Raw genomic sequence first — 17,612 nt, forward strand, 5'->3', positions numbered from 1 at the left:
CAATGATCGTCGGGATTGACCTGGGAACCACCAACAGCCTTGTTGCCGTATGGCAGGGCGACGCCACCGAGTTGGTGCCCAACGCCCTGGGGCAGTTCCTGACACCCAGCGTGGTGGGTCTGGACGATCAGGGCCGGATTCTGGTCGGACAAGCCGCCCGTGAGCGTCTGCACACTCATCCGCGCCTGACGGCTTCGCTGTTCAAGCGACACATGGGCAGCGCCACGGAGGTTTACCTCGGGGATAAAAAATTCCGCCCTGAGGAATTGTCGGCGCTGGTGCTCAAGAGCCTGAAAGAAGACGTCGAGCGCACCTACGGCCAGACCGTCACGGAAGCCGTGATCAGCGTGCCGGCCTATTTCAGCGACGCCCAGCGCAAGGCCACGCGTATCGCCGGTGAGCTGGCGGGCCTGAAAGTCGAAAAGCTGATCAACGAACCCACCGCCGCCGCACTCGCCTACGGCCTGCACCAACGGGACAAGGAAACCTCGTTCCTGGTGTTCGACCTGGGCGGCGGCACCTTTGACGTGTCGATTCTCGAACTCTTCGAAGGCGTCATGGAAGTGCGCGCCAGCGCCGGTGACAACTTCCTCGGTGGCGAGGATTTCGACAACGTGTTGCTCGAGCACTTTATCGACCAACATCGCAACGTGTCGGATTTCCCCGAGCGCTCCACCATCCTCCAGCCGCTGCGCCGCGAAGCCGAGCGTGTGCGCCGCGCACTGGGCCAGGACGCCAGCGCCGAATTCCGAGTGCAAGTCGGCGAAAAACAATGGACCCAGACCATCACCCAGGCGCAAATGGCGACGCTGTACATGCCGCTGCTCGAACGCCTGCGCGCGCCGATCGAACGAGCCCTGCGCGACGCACGCATCCGCGTCAGCGACCTCGACGAAATCCTGCTGGTCGGCGGCACCACCCGCATGCCACTGGTGCGCAAACTGGCTGCCGGGCTGTTCGGCCGCTTCCCGTCGATCAGCCTCGATCCGGATCAGGTCGTGGCACAGGGCGCCGCCATTCAGGCAGCGCTCAAGGCCCGTTCGGCCGCGCTGGAAGAAGTGGTGCTCACCGATGTCTGCTCCTACACCCTGGGGATCGAGACCTCCACCCAGGTCGGTCGCCAGTATGAGAGCGGTCATTACCTGCCGATCATCGAGCGCAACAGCATCGTACCGGTCAGCCGGGTGAAAACCGTGCAGACCCTTCACGACAATCAGGAACAGGTGGTCGTAAAAATCTTTCAGGGCGAAAGCCGCCTGGTCAAAGACAACGTGGCGCTCGGCCAACTGGACATCAAGGTGCCCAAGCGCAAGGCCGGCGAAGTCGAGCTGGATGTACGCTTCACCTACGACAACAACGGCTTGCTCGAAGCCCAGGTCAGCATCCCCCTGACCGGTCAGCAACACTCGCTGGTCATCGAGAACAACCCCGGCGTGCTGACGCCCGAGGAAATCCAGCAGCGTCTGCAAGCCTTGGCGCAATTGAAGATCCATCCGCGCGAGCAACAGGTGAACACCCTGCTCAGTGCACGACTGGAACGTCTGTATCAGGAAAGCCTGGGCGACTTGCGCGATCAGATCGGCCATTGGGCCAAGCAATTCCAGCACGCCCTGGACTCTCAGGACGAGCGGCAGATCCGTGAGACCCGCACCGAACTGAGCAAGCAGTTGAGCGCCCTCGACCGCAGCCCCTGGCAGTAAGGAAGCACGACATGGAATGCTGGTCCGTCCTGCAACTGCCCGAAGACGCCGGGCTGCGTGATATCAAGCGCAGCTATGCGCGTCTGCTGAAAGTCTTCCGGCCAGATGAGGATGCCGCAGGCTTCCAGCGCCTGCGCGAGGCCTATGAGCGCGCACTGTCGATTGCCCAATGGCGCCTGGAAAACGAAGAGACCGAGGAACACGGCGACGTCATGCAGGCTCCGGGGATCGCCGCGCTGGCGGCACAAGAGCAGTCCATGGCTCAGCCGCTGCAGAAGACCGGGACCGATGCCTGGGATTACCCTGCGGCGCTATTTGAACCGGTGACCCCGGCCGCGCCCGAAGCACCGCTCGAATCGCCGATCTTGCGGGTACAGCCCCTGAATCCGGAGCCTCTTAACCTGGAGCCCGAGCAGCCGACCGCCGACCCGGCCATTGAAGCCGCATCGCAATTGCTGAACGGCCTCTCGGAAGCCAACCTGGACGAGCGCTGGGAGCAAGCGCGCCAGCAGGATTGTGCGCAGGCGTTCCAGACATTGTTGCTGACGTTGTGCTTCGCTCAGCCCGCCCTGCGCCTTTCGATTGCCCGTTGGGCGGTGCAGCACCTGGGTTGGCTGGGCCCCTGGCAGGAGATCGTCATCGGCGACGGGCAGCGCAGCATTCTCGCCAACGAGCTGCTGACGGATTACCGGCAATCGCTGGAAACGCTGCTCGCTTCGCAAAACGAGCGCGAATTTCTCGCGCTGCTCAGGACTTATACGGCCCAACCGTGGCTCCAGGTGTTCGACCGTCGGGAACACTGGCAGCAGATCATTCTGCAACTGCTGCAGGACACAGAGTGGAGCGTTCCGCTGTTCGACCGTATCTCCCAATTATTTGGCTGGGACGACACCAAGGGCATTCATCCGCAACCGGACTGGCTCTGGCAGGCGCTGATCGAGCGCTGCAACCAGGAAAGCCTCTACGACACTCTTTGCGCCCGGGCCGAAGATCTGCGCAACGGGTCGCCCGACGCACTGGCCGCGCGCATGCTGATCAGCCCGATGAAGCCGCGGCAACACAAAGACCTGACCGACCGCTTCATTCCGGCGGACTGGCAGGCCTGCCAGCAGCTGTCGGAGACCCTCAAGTGGCGCTTCCCCGACCTGCTTGCCCGCTTGCCCTATGCCGACGTCTTCTACTGGCGACGGTTTCTGCCGCGCTACATCGCCGCCGAAACCTGGGTGCGGTCATGGGCCGCGATTGCGCTGGCGCTGTGGCTGTTCTATCTGCCCGCCGAGCACAAGACCACGGCGATGAGCATCGTCATTCCCCTGGCCTTCGCCTGCGTTCCTGTCTGGTTTTTCCGGATCGGCTTGAGTTATTGGTTTCTGATCAGCGCCCATTTGATCGTTCAGGATCTGTGGTTGACCGAAAGGATCATTCCACGCCGATGGAACCCTGATACCCGCTGGCTCGTGCTGCGCCATGGCGTACCGCAAGCCGTGATGATCCTGCTGTTCTCGGTCATGCTCGGTGGTCTGGGAGCCTTCACCTATATCGGGGTGATCCTGATCGGGCTCTGGCACAAGCGGCGCATCGGCACGCTCGACCCGGAGTTCAGCGACAAGCACCCATGGCTGACCGCGCTGCACTGGGCGCATTTCAGCCCGTTGCAACTGCTGTTTCTGGTGGTCATGACCGGCGTGATTCTTGCGAGTCAGCTTGGTTATTCGCTGAAACTCCTGTTCCCCGGCTAGGCTAGACGCGAGCCGGATTGCCCTCCACCAAGGTTTTACCCTCGCTGAAAAGGATCTGAGCATGTTGAAACTTGCAGGCCTCACCCTCGCGGCGCTCACGCTGAGCGCCGCCGCCCACGCCGATGTCGACCTGAAACTGGGCAGCACCGAACGCGTCACCCGCCTCTTCGCCTACCCCAACAATTGCAGCGTGATCTGCTTTCGCAACTGGACGCTGGAGCAGACCGTCGCCCACTACCTGAGCCAGAGCGTGCAGCGTGACGGCTACACCAACGCCAAAGTGCTGGTGAAAAACGACAACGATCAGCTCTATGCCGAAATCAGCGGCGTACCACAGGGTTACGACAAACCGCTGACCGCGCTGCTGGACGCCGGCGATCTGGCCTACACCGGCGCCAGCAAGCTCAACGCCGACGGCAAATGGGCGTATAGCTGGTACCTGTTCCTGCCACTGGGCATGGCGCTGGAAAACCGCAAGAGTGTCGAGCTGCTGCACTTCCCGCCGGATTACTCGCTGACCCAGGCCCAGGATTACCTGCGCTCGAACACCACCGACCGCTGGGCCGCGCTGCTGACCGACAATGGCATCCCCGCCGACCAGACGCCGGCCTACCAGACCATCATCGACATCGCCCCGATCGCCGCGCCTGCCAGCGCCGGCAAGGATCTGGAAGGCGTGTACGACTACTTCAAGGACTACCAGACCACCATGGTCAAGCAGGTCAGCCAGAACGCCAGCGGCGCCGTACTGCCAATGGTTGCCTTTGGTGCGCCGGTGCGTAACTGGATCAAGCAGCAATACGGTGCGAGCGTGAATGTACTGGGCCTGGCGACCATCAGCCCGAGTGCGGGCGTAAATGTGCCGGTGCTGGGTTCCAACCACCCGAGCTACATCTGGTACGCCGCCGATCCGAGCAACTACACCGGCGACGATGCCCAGGCCAAGGCCGATGCCGCGGGTCTGAAGGTGATGGGTCAGGACTTGAGCGCCGCCTGCTGGCAGGCCGGGATGGGCAGCAAACCAGGCACCGACCCGAAAACACTGCTCAACAGCTGTACCCAGACCTGGCAAGTGACGCAGAAAGCCAAGACCTGCGAGCTGTTCTACACCACGATCCGCAACGAGACCGTGGCACAAGCGGACAAAACCTGCTCGACCTCACCGGTCAAATCCCAGCTACAAGAGCTGAAAAGCCCATTGCCGGACATGGCCGCGCCCGCCGCCCACCTCTGAGCAATCGGACGTTCTTCCCGTGTCAGCCCTGGCTGACCCGGGAAAGCGTCTATTTCGCCTGTCAGATCTGACAGTAGACCGTTAGTGTGATTTGCGGGATCTTGGATCCAATCATCGTGTTGCAGGACTGACAGGACGCCAGCCGAGGGAAGTCGCGACACCGAAGCCAACAAGGACCGTTATGAACACTTACGCACTACCGGGTAAACCGGCGCGCGATACCGAGGGCATTTATCCTTTTGCCGGGCTCCCCGTGCGCATGGGTTTCCGTCGAAGCAGGATTTCGAGATTGTTCACGATCCCGAGGGCGTGGCCACCGCTGTCGTAGCATGCCGGGCATTCCTGCGTATCACCCGAATGTGCCGGGTTTCTGGCCAACTGCTGCCCTATCGATGCCGGCAGACCCGGCAACTGCTGGCCGGTATCCACCTCTACGATCCGCGTTTTTGCGGCGCGTTCGAGCATTGCTGCGACCCGAACACCTTTCTCGACATGAGCGAGTTATGGGTGTGGGCCCTGCGCGATATTGTGGAGGGTGAAAGGCTGACCATCGATTACACCGCCACCGAAGACAAACTGCTGCGGCAGTTTGCCTGTGGTTGCGGGTCCTCGAACTGCCGTGGGTGGATCACCGGTTACGACGAAACACCCAATATTGAAGGCCAGCGCTATTTGCTGAACTGGCGGCGTCGGCAAGGTTTACGCTGAACGACCGATCAAGGCGCGCCGACCGGACGCAAACGGTACTGCGGCGGCAATTGCTCGAAACCGCTGATCGTGGTGTTCAGACTTTTCCAGCGACCATCCTTGATGCCGTAGATGCAGCCGTGGATCGACAGGCTCTGCCCGCGATGCCAGGCGTTCTGGATGATGCTGGTGTGGGCGACGTTGGCCACTTGCTGGATCACGTTGAGCTCGCACAGACGGTCGACCTGTTCTTCTTCGGTCGGCAGCTTGGCCAGTTCTTCGCGTTTTTCGTAGTACAGGTCGCGGATCGAACGCAGCCAGCCATCGATCAGGCCGAACTGGCGATCCTGCATCGACGCCCGCACACCGCCGCAGCCGTAGTGCCCGGTCACCAGGATATGTTTGACCTTGAGAACGTCCACCGCGTACTGGATCACCGACAGGCAGTTGAGGTCGGTGTGCAGCACCACGTTGGCGACGTTGCGGTGAACGAACAGATCGCCCGGCAGCATGCCGACGATTTCGTTGGCCGGCACCCGTGCGTCGGAGCAGCCGATCCACAGATATTCAGGCGTTTGCTGGCGGGCCAGCTTGGCGAAGAAATCCGGGTCTTCCTTGGTGATCGCGTCAGCCCAACGCTCGTTGTTATCAATCAGGTCTTGTAAGTCATGCATGCTGTAAGGCCTCAAGAAAGATGCGCTGGTAGGACAGTCGACCGCCCGTCGGGGTCACGCAGGAATCGCGGGTGATTTGCTTTGAATTCTCGCGCGCCCGGTGAGTCCACCTCAGTAAGGCCTACAGTATGAGGATTTGCCATGACTGATTCACGACGTCCATATGATGCGGTGCAACCGGAGCCCATCGATGATAACGAAGACCGCATGGGGTCGGTGCACGAGCTGGATTTCGACGATGAAGAGCCCAGTGCGAAGATCGGCGATGAACTGCCCGAACGCGAGCGCGAGCAGCTTATGCCGCGCGAGCGCGTGCGCGAAGCCGGTTTGACCGGGGCATCGACCGCCGATCATGAACCTACCGACGACGACCTCAGCCCGGAAACCCTGATCCATGAAGACGGTGCGCGGGACGCCGAGGAAGCTGGCGAAGGCAACCCGGCGGATTGGGATCTGAGCGTGGTCCACGAGGACGACATCGGCGGCGGCAACGGGCTGGATGAAGCGGAACTGGCGCGCCGCGATCCGCTGGATCGCAAGCGCTAATCTCGTTGCCTGATATGACGCCTTCGCGAGCAAGCCCGCTCCCACATTGGTTTTGATTGAATCACTACATTTGTGAACGACTCAATCCCAAAGTGGGAGCGGCTTGCTCGCGAAGCTTTTAAAAAGGATCAGTCGACGAGCGTGCAGGCCATGACCACGGCATCTTCACGCCCGCCGACCGCCGGGTAGTAATCCCGGCGCCGGCCAATCTCGTTGAAGCCATAACGTTCATACAGGCGAAACGCCGAGGTGTTGCTGTCGCGCACTTCCAGGAAACATTCCCGGGCATTGGCGGCGTAGGCGCGGGACATCAGGTATTCGAGCAGGGTCAGCCCCAGCCCGCGCCCCTGGTTTTCCGGCTTGACCGTGATGTTGAGCAGATGCGCCTCATCGAGAATGATCTGCACCACCCCGTGTCCCACCTGTTGCTCGCCTTCGAACATCAGCCATATCTGGTACTTGCCCAGGCCATCGAGAAAAATCCCGCGGGTCCACGGATGGCTGTACGCGGCGAATTCAATCTTCAGCACAGCGTCCAGATCCGCCTCGGTCATCGGGCGAAACGATACAGCGTCACTCATTCGATTCTTTCCAGCGCGCCATCAGCCGACGCATGGCTTGCCACACGGCGGCCTTGCGCTGTGGCTCTTCCATCAACAATTCCAGCCCCGGCACGGCCCACGCCAGGCCAAGACCCTCGATCTGCAATTCACGGTTGAACGCTTCAGCATCCGCTTCACCGGCAAAGCGCACCGCCGGCAGGCCGATCAGCCACAGGCAGGCGCACGGCGCCGCCTCCATCTGCACCGACAGGAAACCCTGGACGAAATCCCGGGCCGCTTCCGGGCCCTGATCCATCGTGCCGCGGTTCAGCCACGGCCAGCGCACCGGCTCACCGACAATCTGCGGCGCGTCCGGCAGGCCGGCGGCACGCAGCATGTCCTTGAGCAACAGATAGGCAGGATCGCGCGACTGGAAGGCTTCGCCTGTGGGTAACTCCACCAGCAGCAGGCAACGGCCGGCGCGCAGCAATTGCAGGGCGAAACGCGGTGGCGGCACCGGCGCCGGCTTGGCCACCACAGGTGTTTCGTCGACTTCTTCGACCGGTTTGGCGCCCGTACGGGTGCTGGCCAGCGAAGGTCGCGGAACCTCGATCTTCGGCCGCTCGACCGGACTCGCAGCCGGCTGCTCCGGCGCTTCGGCCGGGGTTGCCGGAATCACCGGCGCGGCAATTCCGGGCTCGGGCTCGGGCATGTCCAGCAGCTCGGGCCGTGATGGCGCGGCAAAGGGCAATTCGGTGCGCGGCAGCCAGTTGACCACCTGCATGGCGTTCAAATAGGCGCGGCGGCGGGACTCGATTAGCAAGGGTCGGCCACTTGTGGATAACTGAAGTGCGCTGATTCTACCGCCCTTCGCTCAAGATCGCCCGCTGTTGATCGATAGTCTTGACCGATACCTTGACGCAAAGAAAAGCGACAGCCCGTCCCGAGAGTGAATCGCATCCTTCGTGATGCAGTACAATCGCGGCTTTTAATCGCCAACCAGCCGGCCATTCCGATGATCGAACCCAAGCGCGTCTTGCGCGCCCTCGCTGAACACTGGGCACTTCTGGAGCCACTGTGCGAGCACTTCGACCAGGGCACCCTGAGCCTCAACGAACTGCGCACGCAACTGGCCGCCCAACAACTGGACAGCACGCCGCAGGACATTACCAGCCTGCTCGACGTGTGGATCCGCCTCGACATTCTGGTTCCCGTGGCCAAGAGCCCGAACCGTTTCGAGCTCAATGCGCAGATTCACGACTTCCTCGCCTACCTGCGCCGCGAGCACCGTCTGGGCCTGTGCCTGGAAATCGAAGCCTATCTGCGTCACCTCGAGCGTCTGGCCGGTTATATCCAGGATGCGTTCGACGTCCGTGACGGCAATGATCTGGCCCGTCAGCTGCGTCTGCTCGACATGCGCGTGCGCGACGTTCTGAAGAAACTCGACAACGACGAACAGGCGTTGGTGGCCGTGGCCGAACGGGCCAAGACCAGCGACCGGCAGATTCCGCTGCGTCAGCGTTATGCCGAAGTGCTGGCGACCTGGGACGAATATGTCGAGCCGATGATCGATCTGGTGAACGCCGACGGCGCCTTCGAGCAAGGCGTGCGCAAGGTCGAAACCGTCCTGCTGAAGATGCTCAGCGAACAGCAGCGCCTCGGCCATCTGGTCGATGACGACATGCTGCTGCGCACCCACGCGCGAATCCTCGAAATGCAGACCAGTGCCCAGTTGACCTTGCGTCACGCCCGGGAACTGTTGCTGCCGCTGCGTGAAGAGGCTCGCCGACACAACGCCGTGACCCGTGGTGCTGCACTGGCGCTGGCCGCGATCCGCCGCAAAGGCATTGACGCCGTACCGCAAGCCGCGATGCCGCTGTTCACCCGGCCGCAAAGCACCTTCCTCGGCAGCGCCAGTCAGGTTGAGGCCTACGTCTACGCCCTGGCCCGTTTCGAGCCGAAACCGGCGCGCTTCCCCAAGGCACACAAGTCGCAGAAGACCGGCGATGCTCCACGTGCACCGCGCACCGTGCGCGAGATGGTCGACCGCTGCGAAGAGTCCCTGCCGATGCCGGATCTGATGACCTGGCTGCTGGAGCAGGAACCGGACGGCGCCACCGACGAATTGCTTTACTGGTTCTCGCGTCTGTCGCGGGAAAAACGCTTCAAGCGCGAGCGTCTGGAACGCCGCGAATATCACACTCACGAGCACCAGGTCAGCCTGCGCTCCTTCGCCCTGCTCTCGGCCGCCGACACCGCCGCCGAGGATTCTGCGAGCATCCCCAATGCATCTTGATCTATCCGAACTGTCGCAACTCGCGCCGATCTTCCGCGAGCTGTTCAAGGGTTACCACGTCAGCCGCCGCGACCCGGAGCTGTACGCACAACTGTCGAACTTCCAGGACCAATACCGCACGCTGTTCAAGGCACTGGGCTTCGAACTGGTCTGCGACACCCGTGGTTTTTATTACTTCGTGCCGGACATGGCGGCTGCGGCGGTGAACAAGACTGCCCAGCGCCTGGCGCTGTTCACTTTCATCCTGGTCGAACATCTGGCCGATCAGGGCCGCGACCCGATCGCCGTGCTCGACGGTGGCAGCCTCGGCCGTGAAGAGCTGCCGTCGCTGCTGGAAAAGTACCGCGACCTGTTCATCCAGGCTGAAGTGCAGACCGTCGAAGAACTCGAAGAAAAAATCATGCGCCGCATGACCCAGCTCGGCTTCGCCAGCGAGGAAAACGGCGTGTACCGTTTCCTGCCGCCGATGCACCGGTTCCTCGACGTCTGCCTGTCGGTTCAGCAGGACCGCGATCTGGCGGCCAGCGTGCACAGCGTTCTGCCCCTGCCGGCACCGGTGCTGATCGACGAAGAGGCCGAGGCGAAATTCCTCGCCACCGACGACCCGCTCGATCTCAGCGAATTTGAGGAAGAGAGCGAAGAAGACGCACTGGCCCGCGCCATTGCCGAAGAACAGGAGTCCGACGCATGAGCCAGGAACGCTACGGCATCCGCCGCTTTGCCCTTTTGAACACCGCCGGTTACAGCCTCGGCCTGTTTCCGCTGGAAGAACCGCTGTCGGTCTACGGCGCAAACAACCTCGGCAAATCCGCCTCGATCAACGCCTTGCAGTTCCCGATCCTGGCGCGCATGTCGGACATGAGTTTCGGCAAGTACAGCCTGGAGCAGTCCCGGCGTTTCTACTTTGCCTCCGACACTAGCTACATCCTCGTCGAAGTGAACCTGCCTCATGGCCCGCACGTGATCGGCGTGGTCGGTCGCGGCCCGGGCGGCGGTTTCGGTCACCAGTTCTTTGCCTACGCCGGCAAGCTCGATCTGGCGCACTACCAGAAAAACGACACTTGCCTGCGGCAGAAAGAGCTATTCAGCAACCTTGAGAAAGAAGGCCTGAAAGCCTACGAACTCAAGCCTGATGAGCTGCGTCGCTTGCTGGTTGGCGGTCACACGTCGATCCCGCTGGATCTGACGCTGATCCCGCTGCGCTCCACCAGCGAGCAGAGCCTGAAGACCTTCCGCGCGCTGTTCATCAACCTGCTGCACATGCGCGAAATCACCGCGGCCAAGCTCAAGCAATTGTTCCTCGATGCGTTCGAACACAGCCTGCGCTCTGGCAGCGTCGATTACATCGCCGCGTGCGAAGAAGCCTTCCGCGATGTGCGTCGCATGGAACAGGACTACAACTCGCTGGTAGCTGCCGGCCCGTTGGTCGAAGCCTTGGCCAACGGCGTGAAACAGCGCGATGTACTGCGCGGCAAACTGCATCGCCTGTCGCCGCTGCTCGACTCGTTGCTCGGCACCTGGTCGGACTACGCCACGGCGCGCAAGGAAGAGCTGACCATTCAGGCCGAGCACTACCGTCGCGAGCAGGACGATCTGCAAAACGATCAGCGCGGTGGCACTCAGGAACTGATGCGTCTGGAGCGGGAAATCTCCGGCATCCAGCGTTGGCTCGGTGAACTGTCGGTGCTGAAGAACCGCTTCGCGCTGGTCGATGACGTCAAGGTTCTGGAGCAGCAATTGCTGGCAGCCAAGGACGCTCACGACGAACTGGCCGGTGCGCTGGCGCAGTCCCGTCAATTCAGCGCCGAGGATCTGGAAGAACGTCTTCGCGATCTGGAAAAACGCCTGAAGTCGGTGAAGCAGCAACTCGATCACGCCGACAACAACAGCTATGCGCGCCTGCGCGAAGAGTTCTCGCAACAGGATGTCGAGCGTCTGATGCGCCTGTTCAACAGTGCGCTGTTCAGTCTGCCGCTGGGCGAGCACGGCATCACCCTCGACGAGAACGGCGAGTGGGTGAAGTCCGTGGAGCTGATCCTCGACGGCTTCAAGGGCGAGCGTTTCGAAGTGCCGGGCCTGTCGATCGACATCTCGCACATCGAGCCGCCGGCTCTGCAAGCGCTGGCCGACCGTGCCGCGTTGCGCGATCAGAAAGAGCGTCTGGAAAAAGAGCTCAAGCAACTCAAGACCCAGCAAGCCGTGGCCGCTGACCGCGCCGCGAGCAAGACCCAGACCGAAGCGCTGTACCAGCAGGTGCTGGATGCGCAGAAAGCGCTGGAAGACTTCCGTCGCACCCAGACCCTGAGCGCCGAAGAAGGCGACAAGCTGGAGCAACTGGCGCAGATGGAAGCCGCGCAGGACGAACTCAAGCGTTCCAGCGATGCGTTCACCGAGCGCGTCCAGCAGCTGTCGGCCAAGCTGCAACTGGTCGGCCGGCAGATCGCCGACATGGAAGCCAAGCAACGCACCCTCGACGACGCCCTGCGCCGTCGTCAGCTGTTGCCGGCGGACCTGCCATTCGGCACTCCGTTCATGGATCCGGTCGACGATTCGATGGACAACCTGCTGCCGCTGCTCAACGACTATCAGGACAGCTGGCAAGGCTTGCTGCGTGCCGATGGCCAGATCGAAGCGCTGTACGCGCAGGTGCGTCTGAAAGGCGTGGCCAAGTTCGACAGTGAAGACGACATGGAGCGCCGTCTGTCGTTGCTGATCAACGCTTACGCGCACCGTACCGACGAAGCCCTGACCCTGGGCAAGGCCCGTCGTGCCGCCGTGACCGATATCGCACGGACCCTGCGCAACATCCGCAGCGACTACGACAGCCTCGAGCACCAACTGGCGCTGTTCAACCGCGAGATCAACAAGCGTCAGGTGTCCAACCTGCAGAGCTTCCGCATCGTGCTCGCGCCGAACAAGGAAGCGCTCAAGCACATCGACCAGATCATCCACAGCGCCGGTCAGTACGAAGAAGGCGAAACCCTGTCGGTATTCGATCTGAGCCAAAGCGCGGAACAGGACAACAAGAACGAAGAGGCCAAGGAATACCTGGCGCGGCTGGTGGCGGCGAACCACAACCAGCTCGGCCTCAAGGACTTGTTCGAACTGGCGTTCGAGATCACCAAGGTCAACGGCCAGCCGGTTATCCACACCGACATCGATGGCGCGGCCTCCAACGGCACCACGATGACCATCAAGGCGCTGACCAACATGTACCTGTTGCTGCACTTGATGGACCGCGACCTGGCCGGTCGCGTGCGCCTGCCGTACTACCTCGACGAGGCGGCGGACATCGACGAGAAGAACCAGGCTGCGCTGCTGGAAACCAGCCTGCAACTGGGCTTCGTGCCGATTCTGGCGAGCGTGAAGCCGCAGGTCTGCGCCAGTGTCGCCATCGACCTGGAAGGCGGCAGCGGCCCGGCCGGGATCTACATCGACGAGGCGGACTGGAAGTACATCCGTCGCCACGATGTGGTGAAGGCCACCGTCAATGTCCAGGCCGACGAGCCGGAGCTGGATGCGGTTTGATGCGTAACTGACGGGCACAAAAAAGGGCCGCGATCCATTGGATCGCGGCCCTTTTTCATGTCTCGGAATTTTGTGCTGAATGACAGGGCCTCTTCGTGGGCAAGCCCGCTCCCACAGGGATTGATGTCTTACACAAATTTGTATTCAACACAAAAACCTGTGGGAGCGGGCTTGCCCGCGAAGGCGTCCTCAACAACGCCCCATATTTCCCGGATTATTTACCGAGGGGGATTTTCGGTGCCCAGTTCAGCCACTCGTCTTCGAACTTGTCGAACAGCGGGAAGGTTTGTTCGGCGCGCGCGGGGTTGCCCATCTGCTCGCCGTCCGGCGTGGCGAAGGCAATGCCGCCCTGAATAGCTGTCTCAAGCGACTCCGTGCGCACCGTTACGCCTTTGAACAGCCCGATGTCGAAACCGACGCCACTGGTGTTCCAGAAGCGACTGCCGCTGCGCACCAGTGGCGCGTACTTCGGTTCGATCAGGATGTGTACCAACACGCGATCCGCTGTCTGGCCCAGTTCGTAACCGGTAACTTTGCCTACGGTGATCTCACGGTAGGTGACCGGCACGCCCGGTTTCAGCGAGCCACGACGGGCAGCGCTCAGTACCAGACTCAAGCCAGCCTCTTGCTTGGTGACTTCCGGCGCATTGGCCAGCGCCACGAAGTTCTTCTGCGGGCCGAGGTTCTTGGCTGCCGGTTGCACTTCGATGTACTGGCCGGTGACCAGGGTTTCCAGGTTCGAGGTCTTGATCAGCCCCAACTCCGGTTTGACCACCCAGAACTGGCTACCGACACGGGCGATCTTCTCCGGGACTTCGGTGATGCGCGCGGTGAGGATCACCGATTGCAGATCATCGGTCAGGTCGACGCTTTCGATCTTGCCGACGTCCAGCCCCTTGAAGCGCACCGGGGTGCCGCTGCGCAGACCGTCCGCGCGATCGACCTTGATGGTGACGACGGCGCCTTTCTGATTCGCTTCATCATGGTTGGCGAACAGACGGAAACGCGGAATGCGCTTTTGCAGCGGTGCCTTGACTTGCGGCGTTTCGAAGGCGATGCCGCCGGCCATCAGGGTCTGCAACGATTCACTCTTGACCTGAATGCCGCCGGTCAACCCGCCGGTCAGCGTGACGCCGCTGACGTTCCAGAACCGGGTCGAAGCGTTGACCAGGTTTTCGTATTCCTTCTCGATGTGGACGCCGATCACCAGTTGCTTGCGGGTCTTGGAGAACTGATAGCTCTGCACCGAACCGACCTTGACCTGCTTATAGAGGATCGGGCTGCCGACATCGATCGAGCCTAGGGTGTCGGTGAACAGCACCAGGTGCAGGCCGGGTGCGCGCAGATCCAGCGGCGGCGCTTTGGGCCGGGCCTCGAACTCACGCTGTGGCGCACCGCCCTTGTCGCCCGGACGTACGGCGATGTAGTTACCTTTTACCAGCGCTTCCAGACCGGTGATGCCGGCCAGGGAGATCGAAGGTTTGACCACCCAGAACTGCGTGCCGGTAACCAGATAGTCCTCGGCCAACGGATCGAGGGTCAGCTCAGCGGTCGCGCTGGACAGGTCCGGATCGATCTTCAGCGCTTTCAGGTTACCGACCTGAATGCCCTTGTACATAACCGGCGTACGCCCGGCCTGCAGGCCTTCGAAATCGCTGAGTTTGACCTTCACCCGGATGCCGGCGGCGGCCGCATCGAAGTCTTCGTAGAGACGGAACGGCAGGCTTGGATCGGTGGGCGGGCTGTCCTTGCGGTTCTCCGGGGTGGCGAAGGCGATGCCGCCGGCAACGATGCTGGCCAGGGATTCGCTGCGCACTTTCACGCCGGACAGGTTGGCGTCGATGCTGATGCCGCTGGCATTCCAGAATCGTGTGTGTTTGCGCACCAGTTTGGCGTAGGTCGGTTCGATGAACACCTTGAGCTCGACCGTGCTCTGGTCTTCCGACAGCACGTAACTTTTGATCTGACCGACTTTGATCTGCTTGTAGAACACCGGGCTGCCGCGATTCAACGAACCGAGGCGATCGGCCTTGATCGTCAGGTGCAGGCCGGGCTTGGAGTCCGACAGCGGCGGTTCTTCGGCCAGGGCCTTGAACTTTCGGGTCGGTTCGCCTTCACCAGGGCTGATAGCGACGTAGTTACCCGATACCAGAGTTTCCAGACCCGTGATCCCGGCCAGCGTCACACTCGGTTTGACCAGCCAGAAACGGGTGCTGGTCTTCAGGTACTGGTCGACATCCTTGTTCATCTCGATAGTTGCGATGACACCTTTGGAGTTGCCTTCATCATCGAGCTTGAGGGCCTTCACCTTGCCGACCGGCATGCCTTTGTAGACCACTTCAGTCTTGTTGGCCTGAATGCCTTCACCGCTTTCAAAACGCACCTGAATCTCGATGCCGGTTTCGTTGTAGGCACGCCAGCCGAGCCAGCCGCCGATAATCAGGGCGATCAGGGGCAGCACCCAGATGGCAGACCAGTTCGAAGCCGGTCGGGTTTTCGCTACAGGCAAATCAGTCATGGTCGGCGTCCGACTCCGTGTTATCCCAAATCAGTCGGGGATCGAAAGTGACAGCGGCGAGCATCGTCAGAATCACCACACTGGCGAAGGCGATGGCGCCAAGATTGGCTTCGACACTGGCAAGCCGGCCGAAGTTGACGACCGCCACCAGAATGGCGATCACGAAAATATCAAGCATCGACCAGCGGCCGATGAACTCGATGAAGCGGTACATCCAGATCCGCTGACGTGCGGACAAGGGCTGGCGGCGCTGTACGGAAAACAGCAGCAGCGCGATGCCCACCAGCTTGAATGTCGGCACCAGGATACTGGCGATGAACACCACGGCGGCGATGGGAATCATGCCGTGCTGCACCAATTGGATGACACCGGACATGATCGTGCTCGGATCCCCCTGACCAAGCGAGCTGACGGTCATGATCGGCAGCACGTTGGCCGGGATGTAGATAATCGCAGCCGTGATCAACAGCGCCCACGTTCGCGCAAGACTGTTGGGCCGCCGGGCGTGAACCAGCGCACCGCATCGGGTGCAGGTCTGCACATCGCTGTCGGTATCCTGCCTGTTCAGTTCGTGGCATTCGGTACAGATCAGAATGCCTGCATCAATCGCCCGCATGGGCATCTTCTCCTGATAACGCCTGCCAGATCTGGTGCGGCGACATCACCACTTCGAGCCAGACCTGAACCAGTAACAAACCGATGAAACATGCCAGACCGAGGCCGACGGTGATGGCCGCCATGTCCGCCAGTTTGACGATCGCGACAAGGACGCCCATGAGATAGACCTCAAGCATGCCCCAGTCTTTGAGGTGGTGATAAATGCGGTAGAGCAACAGACCATAGCTGCGGCCGACATTGAAGCGAATTGTGAGTAAAACGAACAACTGGCAGAGCAGCTTGAGCAGCGGTATGGCCATGCTGCACAGAAATACCACGATCGAAACGCCCTGCATGTCAGTGTTGAACAGACCGAGCACGCCGCTCCATACCGTATCCTGCGAGGATTGCCCGAGGATATTGAGCTGCATGATGGGTAAAAAGTTTGCCGGGATGTACAACAGCAATGCCGCAATCACCAGGGCAAGGCTGCGCTGCACCACATTATGGCGATGGGCATACAGTTCGTAACCGCAACGTGGGCAGAGGGCTTTTTCGCCATGAGCAAGGGTTGGCTTGCGCATCAGCAGGTCGCACTCATGACAGGCCACCAAGTCTTCCAGCGGTAATTCTGACAGCCCTTGGGCGCCAACCGGATCTGACATAAAGGCTCTGGCTCCGAAAAAGGTGGGGCTATTCTAGTGTTCTGATTCGAAAATAACTGTGCAAATTTGTTCGCTGTCGCGAGTAAAACTTTTCAACGGACAAAACAAAACCCCAACTGCTTTCGCAATTGGGGTTTCGGAATTTAATCTTGACGATGACCTACTCTCACATGGGGAAACCCCACACTACCATCGGCGATGCATCGTTTCACTTCTGAGTTCGGGATGGGATCAGGTGGTTCCAACGCTCTATGGTCGTCAAGAAATTCGGCTACTGACTCGTGACCGGATGGTCTCGCTTCAGCAAATTGGGTATGTGACAGCTGTCGGTGTTTTGTGAGCGTCGAACTTTCGGTTCATTGCGTCTTCACACACCGCAATCTGGTCTCTTTCGAGTCTACAGATTGCTTGGGTGTTATATGGTCAAGCCTCACGGGCAATTAGTATTGGTTAGCTCAACGCCTCACAGCGCTTACACACCCAACCTATCAACGTCGTAGTCTTCGACGGCCCTTCAGGGAACTCAAGGTTCCAGTGAGATCTCATCTTGAGGCAAGTTTCCCGCTTAGATGCTTTCAGCGGTTATCTTTCCCGAACATAGCTACCCGGCAATGCCACTGGCGTGACAACCGGAACACCAGAGGTTCGTCCACTCCGGTCCTCTCGTACTAGGAGCAGCCCCTCTCAAATCTCAAACGTCCACGGCAGATAGGGACCGAACTGTCTCACGACGTTCTAAACCCAGCTCGCGTACCACTTTAAATGGCGAACAGCCATACCCTTGGGACCGGCTTCAGCCCCAGGATGTGATGAGCCGACATCGAGGTGCCAAACACCGCCGTCGATATGAACTCTTGGGCGGTATCAGCCTGTTATCCCCGGAGTA

At 60.9% G+C, this 17,612-nt stretch carries 13 protein-coding genes, 2 rRNA genes and 1 pseudogene (1 of these 16 only partly in view); 8 read left to right on the plus strand and 8 right to left on the minus strand.

Annotation, left to right across the window (positions count from 1 at the left end; genetic code table 11):
- The first annotated feature begins 2 nt into the window (after positions 1–2).
- The 4 genes and pseudogenes from K3819_RS24470 to K3819_RS24485 all read left to right on the plus strand — a co-directional run bounded on the left by K3819_RS24470 (position 3) and on the right by K3819_RS24485 (position 5,381).
- A complete protein-coding gene (locus tag K3819_RS24470) occupies positions 3–1,700 on the plus strand; it encodes a molecular chaperone HscC (RefSeq protein WP_085613410.1) in 1,698 nt (565 codons plus the stop codon).
- Positions 1,701–1,711: 11 nt separating this feature from the next.
- Positions 1,712–3,439, plus strand: a complete 1,728-nt coding sequence (locus K3819_RS24475; protein ID WP_221398100.1) for a J domain-containing protein — start codon at positions 1,712–1,714, stop codon at positions 3,437–3,439.
- A gap of 61 nt (positions 3,440–3,500) precedes the next feature.
- A complete protein-coding gene (locus tag K3819_RS24480) occupies positions 3,501–4,673 on the plus strand; it encodes a hypothetical protein (protein ID WP_221398101.1) in 1,173 nt (390 codons plus the stop codon).
- Between the two features lie 181 nt (positions 4,674–4,854).
- Positions 4,855–5,381, plus strand: a pseudogene (locus tag K3819_RS24485) (lysine methyltransferase).
- A gap of 8 nt (positions 5,382–5,389) precedes the next feature.
- Here K3819_RS24485 and can read toward each other — a convergent pair.
- Entirely contained in the window at positions 5,390–6,034 is a 645-nt protein-coding gene (gene can, locus K3819_RS24490) for a carbonate dehydratase (protein ID WP_007951756.1), read from the minus strand.
- A 141-nt stretch (positions 6,035–6,175) separates the two neighbouring features.
- On the opposite strand from can, the gene K3819_RS24495 reads away from it, so the two are divergent.
- On the plus strand, positions 6,176–6,580 hold the full coding sequence (locus K3819_RS24495) for a serine kinase/phosphatase (protein ID WP_085613414.1): 405 nt from the start codon (positions 6,176–6,178) through the stop codon (positions 6,578–6,580).
- A gap of 128 nt (positions 6,581–6,708) precedes the next feature.
- Here the strand turns inward: K3819_RS24495 and rimI are convergent, their stop codons facing one another.
- Both rimI and K3819_RS24505 read right to left on the minus strand, forming a co-directional pair.
- Positions 6,709–7,161 (minus strand): ribosomal protein S18-alanine N-acetyltransferase, encoded by a 453-nt coding sequence (rimI, locus tag K3819_RS24500; RefSeq protein ID WP_039766383.1) that lies wholly within the window; start codon positions 7,159–7,161, stop codon positions 6,709–6,711.
- A complete protein-coding gene (locus K3819_RS24505) occupies positions 7,154–7,906 on the minus strand; it encodes an energy transducer TonB (protein ID WP_221399730.1) in 753 nt (250 codons plus the stop codon). Before K3819_RS24505 ends, rimI begins: the two co-directional genes overlap by 8 nt.
- Positions 7,907–8,137: 231 nt before the next feature.
- On the opposite strand from K3819_RS24505, the gene mksB reads away from it, so the two are divergent.
- From mksB to mksF, 3 genes are read left to right on the plus strand one after another with little or no spacing between them, the layout of a single operon-like run.
- Positions 8,138–9,418, plus strand: coding sequence for an Mks condensin complex protein MksB (mksB, locus tag K3819_RS24510; RefSeq protein ID WP_170928981.1), 1,281 nt, complete (start codon positions 8,138–8,140; stop codon positions 9,416–9,418).
- Complete coding sequence (gene mksE, locus K3819_RS24515) at positions 9,408–10,109, plus strand: Mks condensin complex protein MksE (protein WP_011335946.1); 702 nt, start codon at positions 9,408–9,410, stop codon at positions 10,107–10,109. Before mksB ends, mksE begins: the two co-directional genes overlap by 11 nt.
- On the plus strand, positions 10,106–12,946 hold the full coding sequence (gene mksF / locus K3819_RS24520) for an Mks condensin complex protein MksF (RefSeq protein WP_221398102.1): 2,841 nt from the start codon (positions 10,106–10,108) through the stop codon (positions 12,944–12,946). The genes mksE and mksF overlap by 4 nt, the downstream gene beginning before the upstream one ends.
- A gap of 214 nt (positions 12,947–13,160) precedes the next feature.
- On the opposite strand, the gene K3819_RS24525 is transcribed toward mksF, so the two are convergent.
- The 5 genes from K3819_RS24525 to K3819_RS24545 form a co-directional block, all read right to left on the minus strand.
- On the minus strand, positions 13,161–15,464 hold the full coding sequence (locus K3819_RS24525; protein ID WP_221398103.1) for an intermembrane transport protein PqiB: 2,304 nt from the start codon (positions 15,462–15,464) through the stop codon (positions 13,161–13,163).
- Positions 15,457–16,080, minus strand: coding sequence for a paraquat-inducible protein A (locus tag K3819_RS24530; RefSeq protein WP_007951771.1), 624 nt, complete (start codon positions 16,078–16,080; stop codon positions 15,457–15,459). Before K3819_RS24530 ends, K3819_RS24525 begins: the two co-directional genes overlap by 8 nt.
- The gene (locus K3819_RS24535) at positions 16,067–16,726 is read right to left on the minus strand and encodes a paraquat-inducible protein A (protein WP_039766393.1); all 660 of its coding nucleotides are present in this window, start codon (positions 16,724–16,726) and stop codon (positions 16,067–16,069) included. Before K3819_RS24535 ends, K3819_RS24530 begins: the two co-directional genes overlap by 14 nt.
- A gap of 147 nt (positions 16,727–16,873) precedes the next feature.
- Positions 16,874–16,989, minus strand: a 5S ribosomal RNA gene (rrf, locus tag K3819_RS24540).
- 156 nt (positions 16,990–17,145) lie between these two features.
- Positions 17,146–17,612 (minus strand): 23S ribosomal RNA (locus K3819_RS24545) (it continues 2,424 nt past the right edge of the window).

It is taken from the genome of Pseudomonas sp. 3-2 (assembly GCF_019710535.1).
GTDB lineage: Bacteria > Pseudomonadota > Gammaproteobacteria > Pseudomonadales > Pseudomonadaceae > Aquipseudomonas > Aquipseudomonas pharyngis.